Consider the following 18324-nt stretch of genomic DNA (forward strand, 5'->3'; position numbering starts at 1 on the left):
GTCGACGACGTCGCCATCGTCGTGCACGTGGACCCGCCGGCCGAGCACAAGGCCTACCTGCACCGCTCCGGCCGCACGGCGCGGGCCGGTGCCGAGGGCGCCGTCGTCACCATCGCCACGCCCGACCAGGCCGGCGAGGTCCGCGCGCTGGCCCGGCAGGCAGGCATCACCCCCGAGGTGTCGGCCATCAAGCCCGGCGCCCGCGAGATCACCGCGCTGATCGGCCCGGCCGCGCCGTACGTCGAGCCGGCCCCGATGGCGGAGCCGCAGCCCCAGGGCAACGGCGGCGGACGACGTCGCGGCGGCTCGGCTCGAGGGGGGTCCGGGGCTGTGGCCTCCTCGGGTGCCCGCAGCAGTTCGGGCAGTGCCGCCAGGTCCGGCGGTTCCGCCCGCGCGTCCGCGCCGGCGCGCACCCGTGCCGAGCTCGCCGCCCGCGCCGGATCCTCGTCAGCGGCGTCCTTCAGCGCCCGCTCCCGCCGGGGACGCTGATCCCTCTCCGCCGGAGCCCCGTGCGGGCTCCGGCGGACGGTTGACCCGCCCCTCGCTGGGCACCGGAGTCGGACGCGAGAGAAGTGCGCGCCTGCACACCCCTATCAGCGAGGTACAGCCATGCGACTGCCCATCACCCTGTCCGAGATCGGCCCACGCATCTCGGCCGGCGCGTTCATCCTCAACAGCGGCCTCGGCAAGCGGGGCGCCGACGAGGCGACCGCGGCGGGGCTGCACGGGTTCGCGTCGGGCACCTATCCGTTCCTGAAGAACCTCGAGCCGCAGCAGTTCGCCAAGGCCCTGGCGACCGCGGAGATCGCGATCGGCGCCACTCTGCTGGCCCCGTTCGTCCCAACGGCGGTGGCCGGGCTCGCACTCACCGGGTTCTCCGGTGGGCTGCTCGGGCTCTACCTGAACACCCCCGGCATGCGGAAGCCGGGCAGCCTGGCGCCGACCCAGGAGGGGCTGGCCATCGCCAAGGACGTCTGGCTCCTGGGCATCGGGATCGGCCTGCTCACCCGTGGGACGGTCGACCGTGAGCCGCGCCGCGTGCGCAAGGCCGCCAAGACGCTGGCCAAGGCGAACAAGAAGGCCGCGAAGGCCCAGCGGAGGGTCACGGACTGAACCGCCTCGCCCGCCGGTGAACCGGACGGCTGCCGACTCCGTGTCCATGGGTGTCGGCACGTCCGGCGAACCGGCAGCCCCGCGGGTGCTCCCTCGGTACTGCACGGTGCAGTAGTCCGACGCGCGTCCTCCGCCCGGCCCCGCCGGCGAGCGGACCGTGGACGAGGAGGAAGCGCCCGTGACCCACAGGTTCCGCACCACTCCTCGGGCCCGGATCACCGCCGCGCTCGCCCTGGCGGTCCTCTCGCTGACCGCGTGCGGCGGCGGGGACGACGAACCGGAGGCCGGCGCGACGAGCGCCTCCGCCGAGGAGACCACCAGCTCGGAAGCGCCCAGCTCCTCCCCCGCCGCGCGTCCCACCGCGGCGCCGCCGCCCGTCGCCACGGTCCAGACCCTCACCGCCACCGAGGCGGACTTCAGCATCAGCCTCGACTCCGACGCCCTGACGGCGGGCACCTACCGGGTCGAGGTGGTCAACCAGGGGGCCATGGCGCACGCCCTGGACGTCGAGCGCGACGGTGAGGACGTCGCCGAGTCCGATTCCGTCGACCCGGGCGGCTCGACCACGTTCGAGGTCACGCTCGAGCCCGGCAGATACGTCTTCTACTGCCCCATCGGCGGCCACCGCGCGGCAGGCATGGAGATCACGGTGCAGGTGACGTGATGCCCACGGTTCCCGCACCGGCGTTCCCGGCGGCACGGAACCGCGGCACCTGACCGGGGAGGGGAGGCCGTGACCCCGCCCACCTCCCCCGGTCAGGTCAGCGGGTCAGTTCCCGCTGGAGAAGGCCGCGTCGAAGGCCGCCGCCGGCGGGTCGAACGCCAGTCGGCGGACGAACTCCAGCGCCTCGGGCGCGCCGACGAGGCGGTCCATGCCGGCGTCCTCCCACTCCACCGAGATCGGGCCGTCGTAGCCGATCGTGTTGAGCATCCGGAAGCACGCCTCCCACGGGACGTCGCCGTGCCCGGTGGACACGAAGTCCCAGCCGCGGCGCGGGTCGGCCCAGGGCAGGTGCGAGCCCATCCGCCCGTTGCGGCCGTTCCCGACCTGCTTCTTCGCGTCCTTGCAGTCGACGTGGTAGATCCGGTCCTTGAAGTCCCAGATGAAGGAGACCGGGTCGAGGTCCTGCCAGACGAAGTGGCTGGGGTCCCAGTTGAGCCCGAACGCCTCCCGGTGGCCGATGGCCTCCATCGTGCGCACCGTCGTCCAGTAGTCGTAGGCGATCTCCGACGGGTGCACCTCGTGGGCGAACCGGACGCCGACCTCGTCGAAGACGTCGAGGATCGGGTTCCAGCGGTTCGCGAAGTCGGCGTAGCCGTCCTCGATCATCGACTCGGGCACCGGCGGGAACATCGCCACGGTCTTCCAGATCTTCGATCCGGTGAACCCGACGACAGTCTTCACGCCCAGCTTGGCCGCCGCGCGCGCGGTCAGCTTCATCTCCTCGGCGGCCCGCTGCCGCACGCCCTCGGGATCCCCGTCGCCCCAGACGCGCGGGTGCACCATGCCGCGGTGCCGCTCGTCGATGGGGTCGTCGCACACGGCCTGGCCGTTGAGGTGGTTGGAGATCGCGAAGACCTGCAGGTTGTGCCGCTTCAGCAGGTCGAGCCGCTCGGCGACGTAGGCGTCGTCGGTGGCGGCGCGCTCGACGTCGAGGTGGTCGCCCCAGCAGGCGATCTCCAGGCCGTCGTAGCCCCACCCGGAGGCCAGCCGGCACATCTCCTCGAACGGCAGGTCGGCCCACTGGCCGGTGAACAGGGTGACGGGGCGAGGCATCGAAAGGAGTCCCTTCGTTCGATTCTTCGTGTGGCCTCGTCCTGGGCACCGTGGCCCCCTCCCGGGGCCCACCCTGAGCTTGCGAAGGGTGGGGAGGAGAGGGTCCTTCCACGATGGGGAGGACGAGGTCCTTGATCAGATCTCGGTGAAGGCGGAGTTGTTGGCGGCGCTGCGCTCGACCGCGTCGAGCACCCGCTGGACCTGCAGCCCGTCCGCGAAGGACGGCGTCGGGTCTTCCCCCGCCGCGATGGCGGTGACCAGGTCCACGACCTGGTGGGTGAAGCCGTGCTCGTAGCCGAGGCCGTGGCCGGCGGGCCACCACGCGCCCACGTACGGGTGCATGGGCTCGGTGACGAGGATCCGGCGGAACCCGGCGGACTCGGCGGGCTCGCCGCCGTCGAAGAACTCCAGGACGTTCATGTCCTCGAAGTCGAACGCCAGGCTCCCGGCCGAACCGTTGACCTCGATCCGGATGGCGTTCTTGCGGCCCAGCGCGAAGCGGGTCGCCTCGAACGACGCCAGCGCGCCGCCGCTGAAGCGGCCCAGGAACAGCGCCGCGTCGTCCACGGTGACCGCGCCGGTCTCCGCGCCGCCGACGCCGCCCAGCTTGCCGGTCTCGGTCGGCAGCGGACGCTCCTTGACGAAGGTCTCCATCAGCCCGCTGACGCCGGTCAGCGTCTGGCCGGTGATGTGCTGCGTGAGGTCGACGATGTGGGCACCGATGTCGCCGAGCGCGCCGGAGCCGGCCTTGTCCTTCTCCAGCCGCCACGACATCGGTGCTGCCGGATCGGCGATCCAGTCCTGCAGGTACTGGGCCCGCACGTGCCGGATGTCGCCGATCCGGCCGTCGGACACCAGCTTGCGGGCGAGCCCGATGGCCGGCACCCGGCGGTACGTGAACCCCACCATCGACCGCACGCCCTGGGCGGCGGCCTTCGCGGCGGCGTCGGCCATGGCCTCTGCCTCGGCGACGGTGTTCGCCAGGGGCTTCTCGCACAGGACGTGCTTGCCGGCCTCGAGCGCGGCGATGGCGATCTCGGCGTGCGTGTCACCGGGGGTGCAGACGTCGACCAGGCCGACGTCGTCCCGCTCGATCACCCGCCGCCAGTCGGTCTCGGTGCTCTTCCAGCCCAGCCGCTGCGCGGCGTCGGTGACCGCCGCGGCGTTCCGGCCGGCGAGGGCCGTCAGCTCCGGGCGGAGCGGGAGGTCGAAGAAGTGGGGGGCGGTGCGCCAGGCCTGGGAGTGCGCGGCGCCCATGAAGGCGTAACCGATCAGGCCCACCCCGAGGGAGGGCCGGTTGGCGGAGGTCATGCGAGGGGCTCCCGGGATCGGGTGGAGCGGCCGGGGAGGGACGAACCTCCCCGGCCACTCCGGGTCAGTCGGTCAGGACTCGAACGCGTTGTCGATGAACTGGTCGACGTTCTCCGACGTGACGACCGGGGCGTCGAGCACGATCCGCCGCGGGACGCCCTGCGAGGTCAGGTCCGAGATGTTCTTGCTCTGGGCCACGAGCCGGGCGAGCTTGATGCCGTCGGCCGCCTGGGTGTGCGGGTAGATGACGGTGGCCTCGAGGACCGAGTTGCCCTCCTGGATGGCCCGCATCGCGTTCGCGGAGCCCGCGCCGCCGACCATGATGAACTCGTCGCGGCCGGCGCTCTCGATCGCGGCCAGGACGCCGACGCCCTGGTCGTCGTCGTGGTTCCAGAGGGCGTCGATCTGCGGGGCCGCCTGGAGCAGGTTGGACGCCGCCTCCTCGCCGCCCTCGACGGTGAAGTCGGCAGCGACGCGGTTGTCGACGTCGAGGCCGCACTCCTCGAGCGCGTCGGCGAAGCCCTGGCTGCGGTCCTGGGTCAGCGGCAGCGAGTCGATGCCGGCGATCTCGGCGACCACGGCATCGGGGTTGTCGCCCACCTGCTCGCAGACGTACGTGCCGGCCGAGACGCCCATGCCGTAGTTGTCGCCCAGGATCGTGGCGCGGGAGGCGGCCGGGTCGTCGAACTCGCGGTCGACGTTGATGACCGGGATGCCCGCCTCCATCGCCTGGAGCGCGACCGGCGTCAGGGCGGCGCCGTCGAAGGGCAGGAGCACGATCGCGTCGACGCCGTCGTTGATGAAGGTCTCGACCTGGCTGATCTGGGTGCTGACGTCGTTGGTGCCCTCGGCGACGACCAGCTCGACGTCCTCGTACTTCTCGGCCTCCGCACGGGCGGCCTCGGTGATGCCGGCGATCCAGCCGTGGTCCGCCGCCGGGGCGGAGAACGCGATCTGGACGGTGTCGCCGGCCTCGTCGTTGTCGCTGGCGGCGTTGTTGCCGCCGCCACCGCCACCGCCCTCGGCCTCGGGCGTGTTGCCGGTGCAGCCGGCGATCAGCGCGCCGGCGCCGATCAGCGCCACCGCGGTGGACGTCAGGCGACGGTAGCCGCGCTGCCTCGTTGCAGACATCTTGTCTCCTCGGTTATCGCCTCCCTGGCGCGTCGCCAGGTGGTCTGTGGGTGTCGGGGCCGGGCGGCCCCTCCGGATGGTGCTGACCCGCGGTCGGGGTCAGGTCGTGGTCTCGCCCCCGCCGCCCTGCCGGGCTCCGGCCGGGGCTCCCGGGACGGCGCTGCCGCCGCCGGCGGCACCGCCGGGTCCGCCCGGGGCGGACACCGCAGCAGCCGGTTTCGTGCGCCGGCTGCGACCCTCCCCGCTCACCAGTCGCATCTGCAGGAGGACGGCGGCGACGATGATCACGCCGCGGGCGACGGCCTGCGCGGAGCTGGAGAGGTTGTTCAGCGTGAAGACGTTGCCGAGCGTCGTGAAGATCAGCACGCCCAGGACGGTGCCGACGATGGTTCCGCGACCGCCGATCAACAGCGTGCCGCCGATGACGACGGCGGCGATGGCGTCGAGCTCGTACAGCGTGCCGTGCGTGGAGCTCCCGGTCGTCGTCCGCGCCATGATCATGACCGCGGCGATCCCGCAGGTGATGCCGGACAGGACATAGAGCTTCACGGTGTGCCGCTGCACCCGGATGCCGGCCAGGCGCGCCGCCTCGGCGTTGCCGCCGACGGCGAAGGTCCGCCGGCCGAACGTCGTCCGGTTCAGCAGCACCCAGCCGGCGAGTGCGACCAGCGCGAAGATGATGACCAGCGTCGGGATGCCGAGGACGTCGCCGGAGAAGAAGTCGAGGAAGGCCTGGTCCCGGACGATCTGCGTCCGCCGGTTGGCGATGATCTCGGCGAGGCCGCGGGCGGCGGCCAGCATGGCCAGCGTCGCGATGAAGGCGACGAGCTTGCCGTAGGCGATCACCACGCCGTTGATCAGGCCGGCGCCGGCTCCGACGGCCAGGGCGGTGATCACCATGACGATCCAGTGGAAGTCCTCGGCGAGCGCCTGGGTCGCGAGCGTCGTCGCCCAGACCGAGGACAGCGCGACGAGGGCGCCGACCGAGAGGTCGATGCCACCGCCGATGATCACGAAGGTCATGCCCACGCTCACGACGCCGATGACCGACGCCAGGCGCAGGATCGTGAGGATGTTGTCGATGTCGGCGAACCGGTCACCGGCGGTGATCACCCCGACGATGCACAGGATCGCCAGGGCGATGACCAGACCGAGGTTGCGGCCGACCGGTCCGGACATGAAGCTGCCCCCGCCGTTGGACGCCTGGGCGCTGCCGGGCTCGGGGCCCCGCGTCGCCACCGTCGCGCTCTCGCTCATGCCACGTCCCCTTCGTGCTGCATTGCCGTCGGAGCGACGCCGGTGTGCGGCGTGCCTTCCATGATCAGGTCGAGGACCCGGTGCTCGTCGAGCGCGTCGGCCGGCGCCTCGGCGACGACGGCGCCGTCGGCGATCACCAGCACGCGGTCGGCCAGTCCGAGGACCTCGGGGATCTCGCTGGAGACCACGACGACGGCGACCCCGCGGTCGGCGAGGTCGCGGACCAGCGCGTACATCTCCGACCGGGCGCCGACGTCGACCCCGCGGGTGGGCTCGTCGAGCAGCAGCACCCGGCAGTCGCGGAGCAGCCAGCGGGCCAGGACGACCTTCTGCTGGTTGCCGCCGGAGAGCGTGCGGACGATCCGGCTGACGTCGGCCGGGCGGACGTCCAGCGACTCGGTCTGCGCCCGGGCGGCGACCTTCTCGGCACTGCCGGACAGGAACCCGCCGCGGGCGAACCGGCCCAGGCTGGACACCGTGATGTTGCGGTAGACGGAGTCGTCCAGCAGCAGCGCCTGGCTCTTGCGCTCCTCCGGCGCGAGGCCGACGCCGGCCGCCACCGCGGCGCCGACGTCGCCGGGCCGCAGCCGCTTGCCGGCCAGGCGGACCGTGCCGGACGTGGGGCGGCGCGCACCGTAGATCGTCTCGAGGATCTCCGACCGTCCCGAGCCCACCAGGCCGGCGACACCGACGATCTCGCCGGGGCGGACGGTGAAGCTCACGTCCTCGAACCGGCCGCGCAGGCCCAGGTGGTCCACCTCGAGCAGCGGGTCGCCGCTCGGCGGGGCCGCCTGCCGGGGCGGGAAGACGTACTCGATCGTGCGTCCGGTCATCAGCGTGATGACCTCGCGGGTGGGGGTCTCGCGGGCCGGGAGTCCGGTGGCGACGGTCCGCCCGTCCTTGAGGACGGTGATCCGGTCACCGATCTCGCGGATCTCCTCGAGCCGGTGGGAGATGTAGACGACGGCGACGTCGTGGGCGGTGAGGTCGCGGATGACGCCGAAGAGCCGCTCCACCTCCTCGTTGTCCAGGACGGCGGACGGCTCGTCCATGATGATCAGCTTCGCGTCCTGGGACAGCGCCCGGGCGATGCTCACCATCTGCTGCGAGGCCGCCGACAGCGAGCCGACCTCGGCCGCGGGCCGGATCTCCGGATGGCCGAGTCGCGTCAGCAGCCGGGACGCCGCGCGGTTGGCCGCGGCCGGCCGCGTGATGCCGAACCGCGAGCTCTCCCGCCCCAGGAAGATGTTGTCCGCGACGGACAGACCGGAGACGAGGTCGAGTTCCTGGTAGATCGTGGCGATCCCCAGGCTCATCGCGGCCTGCGGGTCGCTGAGGGAGACCTGTTCGCCGCGCCAGGAGATGGACCCCTCGTCGGGCTGGTGCGCCCCGGCCAGCACCTTGATCAGCGTGGACTTGCCGGCGCCGTTCTGGCCGAGCAGGCAGTGCACCTCACCGGCACGGACGTCGAGGTCGACGCCGTCCAGGGCACGGACGCCGGGGAACTGCTTGACGATCCCGTGCATCTCGAGCAGGGGGGACGCCAGCGGCCCGCGGCTCGCAGGTACGTCGTTCATGCCACCACCCGGACTTTTGCTCAGCATTGACCATTAGTCGGTTCAGCGGAGAACGTATGGCCGCCAAACTAATAGGTCAAGCCCCTGGGCCGCAGTTATCGAACCGCAACCAAATATGGCGCCCGTCACACAAGCTCCGGAGGAGCCGGACTAACGCGCGATCGCCTGGTGGACCGAGTCCTCGTCGAGGAAACCCTCGATCGCCATCAGCGCGGCCCCCAGCCGGCCGGACAGGTCCGGCGCCTCGCTGACCGTGATCTCCAGGGACCGCGCGGCCAGCGGCAAGGAGCGCCGGTAGACCGCCTCCCGGATGCCTGCGAGCAGCGGCACGCCCGCCTGTGCCACCCCGCCGGTCATGACGATGCGGTGCGGGTTGAAGAAGTTGACCAGCGCCGCGAGCACGGTGCCGATCGTGCGGCCGGCGTTGCGGACCAGTTCCAGGGACACCCCGTCACCCTGTGCGGCCAGCTGGACGACGTCCCGGGTGGAGGTCACGGGCAGCCCGGCCGCGACCGCGTCCCGGAGCAGCGCGCCGCCGCCGGCGATCGCCTCGAGGCAGTTCTCGTTCCCGCACCGGCAGACGACGGTCCGCCCCTCGGGCTGGGCGACGTAGATGTGCCCGATGTCCCCGGCACTCCCCTGGGCGCCGCGGTAGACGCGCCCGTCGACGATGACCCCGCAGCCGATGCCGGTACCCACCTTCACGACCAGCAGGTCCTGCACCGAACCGCCGACGCCGATCTCGCCGAGGGCCATGACGTTCACGTCGTTGTCCACGTAGACGGGGCACTCGTAGCGCCCGAACGCGCTGGGGATCGGGTAGTCGTGCCAGCCCGGCATGATCGGCGGGTGGGACGGGCGCCCCGCGGAGAACTCCACCGGTCCGGGCACTCCGACGCCCACCGCGCACACGTCGGCCGGGGTCAGCCCGGCCTCCGCCAGCACCTGGCGGGCAAGCCTGTCGACCTCCGCCAGCACCGGCCCAGGACCCTCGGCGATGTCGATCGGGTGGCCGACGGTGGCGAGGATCTGGGCGGAGAGGTCGGTGACCGCGACATCGACACTGGTCACGCCGAGGTCGACCGCGAGGACGCATCCCGCGCGGCTGTTGAACTGCAGCAGCGTCGGCGGGCGGCCACCGGTGCTCCAGCCCCGTCCGCCCTCCTCCAGGAGGTTCGCGGCGATCAGCTGGTCGACGCGGGCGCTGACGGTGTTGCGGGACGCCCCGGTCAACGCCACGAGCTCGGCGCGGCTCCGCGCGCGGCCGGTGCGCACGTGCCGCAGCAGCGTGCCGGCCGAGGCAGAGGTTTGCGCCACGGCGTCATAGTGACACGCCGCCCGATCCTCACCGCGTGTCACGGGGGCCGGCCCCCGAGCGGGTGAGCACCCCGAGGGGGTGCTCACCCGGCTGGGTCAGCGGACGCCGAGCAGGTGCTCCATGGCCAGCTGGTCGAGCCGCTCGAAGTGCATGCCCCGCTTCGCCATGGCCTCGGGGTCGTGGGCCTCGGCGCGCAGCGCGTCGAGCGTCTCCCCCTCGCCCAGCGTCGGGACGGCGAGCTGGTCGACCCGCGCGGCGGCCAGCGCCTCGGTGACCTCGGCGTCGGCGCGGAAGGCGCGCACCTTCTCCCGCAGGATCAGGTAGTTGCGCATGCACGCGCGGGCGGTCTCCCACACGCCGTCCATGTCCTCGCTGCGCGGCGGCTTGTAGTCGAAGTGGACGTAGCCGTCGTAGCCCGGGCCCGCGCCGGGGCCCTCGAGGACGTCGACGGTCCAGAACGCGCCCCGAAGGTTTCCGGCGCCGAAGCGCAGGTCCTGGTCGAAGCGCGGTCCGTGCTGGCCGTTGAGGTCGATGTGGAAGAGCTTCCCGTGCCACATCGCCTGGGCGATGCCCTGCGCGTAGTTCAGCCCGGCCATCTCCTCGTGCCCGACCTCGGGGTTGAGACCGACGCGGTCGGGCTCCTCCAGGTCGTTGATGAAGGCGATCGCATGGCCGATCGTCGGCAGCAGGATGTCGCCGCGCGGCTCGTTCGGCTTGGGCTCCAGCGCGAACCGCATGTCGTAGCCCTTGTCCCGCACGTAGCCGCACAGCAGGTCCATCGACTCCTTGTAGCGGTCGAGTGCGGCGTGCACGTCCTTGCTGCCACCGGACTCCGCGCCCTCGCGTCCACCCCACAGGACGTAGGTCTTCGCGCCCAGCTCCGCCGCGAGGTCGACGTTCCGCAGCACCTTGGCCAGCGCGTACCGGCGCACGTCGCGGTCGTTGGCGGTCAGGCCGCCGTCCTTGAAGACGGCGTGGCTGAACAGGTTGGTCGTCGCCATCTCCACGCCCATCCCGGTCTCGGCCAGCGCCTCGGTGAAGCGGGTGAGCTCCTTGTCGCGGGTGGCGTCGTCGGGCAGGAGGTCGTCGTCGTGGAAGGTGACCGCCGCGGCGCCGAGCTCGGCGAGCCGGTGCACCGTCTCCACCGGGTCCACACGGTCCCGGACGGCGCCGCCGAAGACGTCGACGCCCTGCCAGCCCACCGTCCAGAGGCCGAAGCTGAACTTGTCGTCCTTGGTGGGGGTGTAGTCGGTCATGCGGTGCTCTCCGTCCGGGTCGAACTGTCGGGTGAACTCAGGTCGGTGCTGCTGAGGGGGACGAGGGTCGGGTCCTCGAAGACCGACTCCAGCGCCACGTGCGCACCGCCGCGGACGGCGGCGGTGAACCCGAGGGTGGAGAGGACGACGCGGGCCCCGGCCAGGTCGGGGCCGAAGACCCGCTCGCGCAGTTCGGCGGCCATCGGCTCCACGAGGAACCGCCCCAGGACGGCGAAGAAGCCGCCGAGGAGGACCACCTCGGGGTTGAACAGGTTGATGAGGACCGCCGCACCGGTGCCCAGGCCCGTGCCCACCTGGTGCAGCGCGGCCAGCGTGCGCTCGTCCCCCGCATCGGCGCGGGCGGCCACCTCGGCCAGCCGCGTCTCCAGGTCACGGCCGGGGTCGCGCACCGGATCGCCCGGATCGGCGGCGGCCCGCAGCAGCGCGCTCAGCCCGACCGCGGTCTCCCAGCAGCCGTGGCGGCCGCATCCGCAGACGACGCCGGGGTCGCCGAGCGCGATGTGCCCGACCTCGCCGGAGAGTCCACCCGCGCCGCGCAGCAGCTGGCCGGCCACGATGACGCCGCCGCCTACGCCCACCTCTCCGGTCAGGTAGACGAGGTCGGACGTGCGCGCCTCCGACCCCATGGCCCACTCGGCGATGGCGGACAGGTTGGCGTCGTTCTCCACCCGGATCGGGCAGTCGAGGTCGATCCGGGCCCGCAGGCCCGCCAGCACCCCGACGTCACGCCAGCCGAGGTTGGGGGCGTGGGTGACGATGCCGTCGACGCTGCGCACCAGTCCCGGGATCGCGAGGGTGATGCCCACGGGGACGGCGCCGTGGGCGGCCGCCGCGTCGAGCGCCTCGCCCACGAGTGCGGCGACCTCGTCCAGCGTCCGGTCGGGACCCAGCGCCGGGACGTCGAGGGCCACCCGGTCCTCGAACATCACCTCGCCGCGGAGGTCCAGCACGAGGGCGGCGGCGTAGTCGACGTTGAGCTCGACGCCGATGCCGCACACCCCGCGGCCGTCCAGGTGCACGATGAGGCCGGGTCGGCCGACAGTTCCGGCGCGGTCGACGTCGCCGGCGCTGATCAGCCGGCGATCGGCCAGTTCGGCGACGAGACTGGACACCGTCGCCTTGTTCAGGCCGGTCTCCTGCGCGATGCGGGCACGCGACCGCGGCCCCGCGTCACGCAGGTGCCGCAGCACCAGACCGAGGTTGCTGCGCCGGACGGCGGCCTGGTCGGCCGGGGAACGCGGAACGGACACCCCGTCGTACAGCCGTCGGTTGTCCACTCTGACCCCCACGTCGACGCCGACCTTCGATCGCTTCGTCGCGGTCATTAGTCGGTAGCGCCAACAAATTATGCCGGAGGGACTCCCCGGTCAAGACCGTGCTGGCTACAGTCCCGCGCATGACGTTCGCGGCGGCCCCTCGATGACCCTCGTGGCGGGGATCGACACCTCCACGCAAGCCTGCAAGGTCGTCGTCCGCGACGCGGACTCCGGTGCGGTCGTCCGGTCCGGACGGGCCCCCCACCCCGACGGCACCGAGGTCTCCCCCGCCGCATGGGAGACGGCGTTCACCGCGGCCGCCGAGGCGGCCGGCGGACTGGCGGACGTGGCCGCGCTGGCCGTGGGCGGTCAGCAGCACGGCATGGTGTGCCTCGACGAGGACGGCGCCGTCGTCCGGGACGCCCTGCTGTGGAACGACGTCCGGTCCGCCCGGGCGGCGTCCGACCTCATCGTCGAGCTCGGCGACGGCGACGAGGCCGCCGGCCGGCAGGCCTGGGCGGACGCCGTCGGCGTGGTCCCGGTCGCGTCCTTCACCGCGACCAAGCTGCGGTGGCTGGCCGACGTCGAGCCCGTGAACGCCGACCGCACCGCCGCCGTCTGCCTGCCGCACGACTGGCTGACCTGGCGGCTGTCCGCCGACCGGACCCTCGGTTCCCTGGTCACCGACCGCGGTGACGCCAGCGGGACGGCCTACTGGTCGGCACGTACCGGCGAGTACCGCCCGGACCTGCTGGAGCTGGCCATGCGGGGCCGTCGTCCCGCCGTCCCGCGGGTGGCCGGACCGGCCGAGCAGGTCGGCGCCCTCCTGCAGTCGGCGGCCGTCCTCGGGCCGGGAACCGGCGACAACGCGGCGGCCGCGCTCGGCCTCGCCGCCCGGCCGGGCGACGTCATCGTCTCCATCGGCACCTCGGGCGTCGTCTCCGCGGTGACGCCGACCGCCGTCGCCGACGTCACCGGCACCGTGGCCGGCTTCGCCGACGCGACCGGCCACCACCTGCCGCTCGTCGCGACGCTGAACGCCGCCCGGGTGCTCGATGCCGCGGCCACGCTGCTCGGCGTCGACCACGCGACCCTGTCCGACCTGGCGCTGTCGGCGCCGTCCGGGGCCGGCGGCCTCGTGCTCGTCCCCTACCTCGAGGGCGAGCGGACGCCGAACCTCCCGAGGGCCACCGGCGCCGTCCACGGGCTCACCCTGCGGACGTCGACCCCCGCCTTCTGGGCCCGGGCGGCGGTGGAGGGCCTGCTCTGCGGCCTCGCCGACGGGATCGAGGCCGTCGTCGGCCAGGGGGTGGGCGTCGACCGGGTGCTGCTGATCGGCGGCGCCGCCCGGTCCCCCGCGGTGCAGCAGCTGGCACCGGGCATCTTCGGCCGTCCGGTCCTGGTGCCACCCCCGGGCGAGTACGTCGCCGACGGCGCCGCCCGCCAGGCGGCCTGGGTGCTCTCCGGCGACGACGCGCCCCCGGAGTGGGCGCAGCCGGGTCTGCAGGCCTTCGAGTCCGCGCCGACCCCGGCCGTGCGCGAGCGCTACGCCGAGGTGCGCGGGCGCACCGACGGGCAGTGAGGGGCCCACCCTTTCCCCCGCGCCTCGCAGGCTCGGCGCAGGCCCCTGAAGGGTGGCCGTCACAGCGAACGGATGATCTCCGCGACGTCGTGGGGGTGGGTCTGCACGGTCATGTGCGCGGCCCCGCGCAGCTCGACCAGCCGGCCGCGCGGCGCCGCCGCGGCCACGCGGGCCGCCCAGTCGTGGGGACACAGCCGGTCCCGGGTCCCGCGGACGACGACCACGGGCACCGGCACGTCCTCCACCCGCCGGTCGGTGCGGTCGGGGGCGGCGTTCCGCCAGAGCGCCACCATCGCCCTCGGCCCGGTGCGCCACCACTGGGCCACGATCAGCGGTACGTGCCGTAGCGGCTCGGCGGCCGCCGTCCGCAGCCACTGCCTCACCAGGCCCGGGGCCGACCGGATCCGGGGGTCCGTGGTGGGCCCGAGGAGCACCACGGCGGCGACCCGGGGATCCCGCGCGGCGGCGACGACCACCTGGCAGCTCTGCGAGTGGCCGACCAGCACGACCGGCTCCTCCCCCAGCTGTCCGGCGAGCCGGTCGGCGAGGCCGTCCACCGACGGAACGGGCTCGGCGAGGCCCATGCCCGGCAGCAGGACGACCGTCGCCGGCACCCGCTCCCGCAGCCGAGCCGACGACCGCTCGTCGAGGCCGAGACCGGGCACCAGGACGACGCGGACGGGAACGGGTGGCATCACCAGGGTCTACCGGTCCGCCACACGCGCCGCGAGCCGGCCGGAGGACGGGCAGACTGTGGCCTGGATCGCTCAGCGTCCGCCCGGTGGGACGCCGGCCGGGATGGGAGACTGAAGTCATCATGACGACATCACCAGTGCGCAGCCCAGACGCCAGTGACCGACCCACCGGCCGACCGCGGGTCGTGATCATCGGGTCCGGCTTCGGCGGCCTGTTCGCCGCACAGCGGCTGCGCAAGGCCGATGTCGACGTCACGGTGATCGGCAAGACCAGCCACCACCTCTTCCAGCCGCTGCTCTACCAGGTGGCCACCGGCATCCTGTCCGAGGGCGAGATCGCCCCGGCGACGCGCGAGATCCTCCGCCGGCAGGAGAACGCCCGCGTGGTGCTCGGTGAGGTCACCGACATCGACCTCGCCGCCCGGACGGTCACCTCGACCGTCCTGGGCCGGACGACCGTGCACCCCTACGACGAGCTGATCGTGGCGGCGGGCGCCGGCCAGTCCTACTTCGGGAACGACCGCTTCGCCGAGTTCGCGCCCGGCATGAAGAGCGTCGACGACGCGCTCGAGCTGCGCGGCCGGATCTTCGGCGCCTTCGAGCTCGCCGAGCTCGCCACCGACCAGGCCGAGATCGACCGGCTGATGACCTTCGTGGTCGTCGGGGCCGGCCCGACCGGCGTGGAGATGGCGGGCCAGATCGCCGAGCTCGCCCACCGCACGCTGAAGAAGGACTTCCGCAACATCGACCCCCGCACCTCGCGCATCGTGCTGCTCGACGCGGCGCCGTACGTGCTGCCGTCGTTCGGCGAGCGGCTCGGCGGGCGGGCCCGGCGCCAGCTCAACGAGATCGGCGTCGAGGTGCAGCTCGGGGCGATGGTGACCGACGTCGACGCCGACGGCCTGGACATCAAGGACGCCGACGGCCAGGTCCGCCGGCTCAACGCGGCCACCAAGATCTGGGCCGCCGGCGTGCAGGCCAGTCCGCTGGGCCGGATGCTCGGCGAGCAGTCCGGCGCCGACGTCGACCGCGCGGGCCGCGTGTCGGTGCTGCCGGACCTCACCCTCCCCGGGCACCCCGAGGTGCACGTCGTGGGCGACATGATGTCGCTGGACAAGCTGCCCGGAGTCGCGCAGGTGGCGATCCAGGGCGGCCGCTACGCCGCCGACCAGATCAGGCGCCGGCTGGCCGGCAAGGAGCCCAAGGGCCCGTTCCACTACTTCGACAAGGGCTCGATGGCCACGATCTCGCGGTTCCACGCCGTGGCCGACATCGGCAGGTTCAAGTTCGAGGGCTTCGTCGCCTGGATGATCTGGCTGGTCATCCACCTCTTCTACATCGTCGGCTTCAAGAGCCGGATCACCACGGTCCTGCACTGGCTGGTCAGCTTCATGGGACGCGGGCGCTCGCAGCGGGTCGCCACCCAGCAGCAGGTCTTCGGGCGCCTGGCACTGGAGAACCTCGGTCCGGACTTCGAGGCGTCGAAGACCGGCGGACTCAAGGACGACCCGGTCGAGGGCGACCTCACCGGCCGCGAGTCGGCCTGAGCTCAGACCGCGTGGGCGGCCGGCGGCACGTGCTCGTCGGCCCGCTCCAGGTGCAGCGGCTGCAGGGGTGAGGTCTCCTCCAGGTGGAGGAAGGCGTCGTAGCGCTGCCCGAGCACGGTCGGGACGTAGTTGCCCCACCTCTCCCGCTCGGGCCGGTAGACGACGCCGATCGCCCGGTGGTCGAGCCGCCGCCCGAGCCAGGAGGGCGGGTCGGTCGGTGGGAAGACGAAGAGGGCGTCGGCGCCCACCGTCTCGTGCAGGAGCGCCTCCAGGCTCCCGGGCCGGGCGGCCGGCACGGCCATGCGCGCCATCTGCGCGCCCCAGCTCGACCCGGCGATCACGCCGCCGCGGTACCCGCCGAACCCCACGAGGACGACGTCGTCGGCACCGTGCCGGTCGCGCAGCAGCTGGCCGACGTTGACCATCCCGGCACCGGCCATGTCCGTGGCACGGGCGTCGCCGATGTGGGTGTTGTGCTCCCAGACGACCGCCTTGCCGCCGGCATGCTCGAGCAACCGGTCGAGGGTGTCGACCATGTGGACGTCGCGGACGTTCCACGACTCCGACGAGCCGCGGACCATCGCGCGGTAGTACCGCTCGGCCTCGACCACCACCGCCGCGTTCTGCTCCGCCGAGAAGCGGGACTCGCGGTCGACGGCCGCCTCCTCGCTGCCGCGCCGCACGCACAGCGAGCGCAGCAGGTCGACCGCGGCCTGCTCGCACGAGGTGGGCGCGAACCGGCTGGCGAAGGCGTACTCGGCGCCGTCCTCCCCGAAGGGCTCGAAGCAGGCCAGGGCCGACTTCGCGGTGTCCACGTGCTCCGGCTCGTGCTCCTCCAGCCAGCCGACGAGCTCGTGCATGGAGTCCCAGAGGCTGTAGACGTCGATGCCGTAGAAGCCGACCCGCCGCTCGTCGTCCCGGCCGGCGTTGAACTCCCGGAGCCATCGGCAGAAGTCGACGACGTCGTCGTTGGCCCACATCCAGGTCGGCCACCGGTCGAACGCGTCGAGGGCGTCGCGGGGGTCCTCGTCCGCGCCGGGGCGCAGCCGCACGCTGCGGTTGACCCGGTAGCAGTCCGGCCAGTCCCCTTCCACCGCGACGAACGCGAAGTCCTGCTCCTCGATCAGCCGGCGGGTCAGCGCCGCCCGCCACGCGTAGTACTCGTGGGTGCCGTGGCTCGCCTCGCCGATCGCGACGATCCGGGCCCCGCCGTCCCCGGTGGACCCGATCCGCTCGAGCAACGGGTCGAGGTCGGCCTCGTCCCGCAACGGCCTCGCGAGGCCCCGCACGTCCGCGTCCGTCGTCATCCGTCGTCGTCCTAACCGCTCTCCAGCGCGGTGCCCTCCCGGACGATCCGGGCGGCCACCTCGCGCCAGTCCCCGGTGCGCAGCCAGGTCCTCCGCTGCCGCGAGGCAGAGGTACCCCGCTCGAAGAGCCGTTCCACCAGCTCGACCACGACAGCCCACTCGTCGTGGTCGCGCAGGTCGTCCTGCAGCTCGACCAGGAGCCGGCGGACGGCGACCCGGGCCGGCACGAGCTCGCACTGCAGGGGGTCGAAGAGCTCCCCGTCCAACCCGTGCCGGGCGGCCCGCCAGCGTGCCGCCCGGAGCAGCTCCGGGCGTGGCTGCGGGCACGGATGGCTGCCCTCCACCCGCCCGGCGAGGACCCGGACCAGCGAGCGGACGAGTGCCGCGTGCAGCACCACGTCGTCGACCTCGGTGCACACGTCGGCCAGCCGGAACTCGAGCGTCGGCAGGTGGCTGGAGGGCCGGAGGTCCCAGTACAGGTGCGAGGAGTCGGCGACGACGCCGGAGGCCACGAGCCCGGCGACCACCTCCTGGAACCGCTCGGCGCTGCCCAGGTACTCCGGTGGGCCGGTCGTCGGCCACCGCGACCACCACATCGTCCGGTAGCTGTCGTGCCCGGTGTCGACGCCGTCGTGGAAGGGCGAGCTGCCGGTCATCGCCAGCAGCACCGGCAGGTAGGGCCGCGCCCGGTCCATCACCGCGACGGCGGTCTCCAGGTCGGGCACCCCCACGTGGACGTGGCAGCCGCAGATGTCCTGCTGCATCGCCAGCCCGGCCCACCGGTCCACCATCGCCTGGTACCGCGGCGCTGGGGTGATGTCCTGCTGCTGCCAGCTGTCGAACGGGTGGGTCGAGGCGGCCAGGATGCGCACGCCGGCGCGGGCGGCGGCCCCGGCCGCCTCGGCACGGGTGGTCACCAGCTCGGCGCGCAGCTCCGACAGGGTCGTGCAGACGTCGCTCGCGGACTCCAGCTGGGTCGTGGTGATCTCGGCGTGCAGGTGGCGGCCCGACTCCCCGCGCAGCACTGCTTCGGCGAGGGCCGGGCTCCGGGTCAGCCGGTAGGACGCCGGATCGACGAGGTGGAACTCCTCCTCGACACCGAACGTGGTCCCGGCCGGGGGCAGGGCGAGCACCGACCCCGCGGGGGTCGCCGCACCGACCGCCTGCTGCACGCGC

At 73.1% G+C, this 18324-nt stretch carries 15 protein-coding genes and 1 pseudogene; 5 read left to right on the top strand and 11 right to left on the bottom strand.

Annotated features, from left to right (window positions below):
* The 3 genes and pseudogenes from E4P40_RS14825 to E4P40_RS14835 form a co-directional block, all read left to right on the top strand.
* Positions 1-489, top strand: a pseudogene (locus E4P40_RS14825) (ATP-dependent helicase); the annotation flags it as partial.
* 120 nt (positions 490-609) lie between these two features.
* Entirely contained in the window at positions 610-1113 is a 504-nt protein-coding gene (locus E4P40_RS14830) for a hypothetical protein (RefSeq protein WP_135159321.1), read from the top strand.
* A gap of 178 nt (positions 1114-1291) precedes the next feature.
* On the top strand, positions 1292-1777 hold the full coding sequence (locus E4P40_RS14835; protein ID WP_135159322.1) for a plastocyanin/azurin family copper-binding protein: 486 nt from the start codon (positions 1292-1294) through the stop codon (positions 1775-1777).
* Positions 1778-1882: 105 nt separating this feature from the next.
* Here E4P40_RS14835 and E4P40_RS14840 read toward each other — a convergent pair whose 3' ends face one another.
* From E4P40_RS14840 to E4P40_RS14875, 8 genes are all read right to left on the bottom strand, one after another.
* Positions 1883-2890, bottom strand: a complete 1008-nt coding sequence (locus E4P40_RS14840) for a sugar phosphate isomerase/epimerase family protein (protein WP_135159323.1) — start codon at positions 2888-2890, stop codon at positions 1883-1885.
* A gap of 135 nt (positions 2891-3025) precedes the next feature.
* Positions 3026-4201 carry a Gfo/Idh/MocA family oxidoreductase gene (locus E4P40_RS14845; RefSeq protein ID WP_135159324.1) on the bottom strand — a complete coding sequence of 392 codons (1176 nt, stop codon included), beginning with the start codon at positions 4199-4201 and terminating at the stop codon, positions 3026-3028.
* A gap of 72 nt (positions 4202-4273) precedes the next feature.
* On the bottom strand, positions 4274-5332 hold the full coding sequence (locus E4P40_RS14850; RefSeq protein WP_135159325.1) for a substrate-binding domain-containing protein: 1059 nt from the start codon (positions 5330-5332) through the stop codon (positions 4274-4276).
* 99 nt (positions 5333-5431) lie between these two features.
* The gene (locus E4P40_RS14855) at positions 5432-6589 is read right to left on the bottom strand and encodes an ABC transporter permease (RefSeq protein ID WP_135159326.1); all 1158 of its coding nucleotides are present in this window, start codon (positions 6587-6589) and stop codon (positions 5432-5434) included.
* Positions 6586-8166, bottom strand: coding sequence for a sugar ABC transporter ATP-binding protein (locus tag E4P40_RS14860; protein ID WP_245160355.1), 1581 nt, complete (start codon positions 8164-8166; stop codon positions 6586-6588). Before E4P40_RS14860 ends, E4P40_RS14855 begins: the two co-directional genes overlap by 4 nt.
* Before the next feature lie 150 nt (positions 8167-8316).
* Positions 8317-9483: an ROK family protein gene (locus tag E4P40_RS14865; RefSeq protein WP_135159327.1), complete on the bottom strand. Its 1167-nt coding sequence runs from the start codon at positions 9481-9483 to the stop codon at positions 8317-8319.
* Positions 9484-9579: 96 nt separating this feature from the next.
* On the bottom strand, positions 9580-10740 hold the full coding sequence (gene xylA / locus E4P40_RS14870; RefSeq protein ID WP_135159328.1) for a xylose isomerase: 1161 nt from the start codon (positions 10738-10740) through the stop codon (positions 9580-9582).
* Positions 10737-12050, bottom strand: coding sequence for an ROK family transcriptional regulator (locus E4P40_RS14875; RefSeq protein ID WP_245160356.1), 1314 nt, complete (start codon positions 12048-12050; stop codon positions 10737-10739). Before E4P40_RS14875 ends, xylA begins: the two co-directional genes overlap by 4 nt.
* Before the next feature lie 130 nt (positions 12051-12180).
* Between E4P40_RS14875 and E4P40_RS14880 the strand changes: the two genes are divergently transcribed.
* Positions 12181-13599, top strand: a complete 1419-nt coding sequence (locus E4P40_RS14880; protein ID WP_135159330.1) for an FGGY family carbohydrate kinase — start codon at positions 12181-12183, stop codon at positions 13597-13599.
* A gap of 59 nt (positions 13600-13658) precedes the next feature.
* Here E4P40_RS14880 and E4P40_RS14885 read toward each other — a convergent pair whose 3' ends face one another.
* The gene (locus tag E4P40_RS14885; RefSeq protein ID WP_135159331.1) at positions 13659-14294 is read right to left on the bottom strand and encodes an alpha/beta hydrolase; all 636 of its coding nucleotides are present in this window, start codon (positions 14292-14294) and stop codon (positions 13659-13661) included.
* 137 nt (positions 14295-14431) lie between these two features.
* On the opposite strand from E4P40_RS14885, the gene E4P40_RS14890 reads away from it, so the two are divergent.
* Positions 14432-15841, top strand: a complete 1410-nt coding sequence (locus E4P40_RS14890) for an NAD(P)/FAD-dependent oxidoreductase (protein ID WP_245160357.1) — start codon at positions 14432-14434, stop codon at positions 15839-15841.
* A 2-nt stretch (positions 15842-15843) separates the two neighbouring features.
* Here the strand turns inward: E4P40_RS14890 and E4P40_RS14895 are convergent, their stop codons facing one another.
* Positions 15844-17148, bottom strand: a complete 1305-nt coding sequence (locus E4P40_RS14895; RefSeq protein WP_135159333.1) for an erythromycin esterase family protein — start codon at positions 17146-17148, stop codon at positions 15844-15846.
* 11 nt (positions 17149-17159) lie between these two features.
* Positions 17160-18320, bottom strand: coding sequence for a glutamate--cysteine ligase (locus E4P40_RS14900; protein ID WP_167762245.1), 1161 nt, complete (start codon positions 18318-18320; stop codon positions 17160-17162).
* Positions 18321-18324: the final 4 nt, after the last annotated feature.

This window comes from Blastococcus sp. CT_GayMR20 (genome assembly GCF_004570345.1).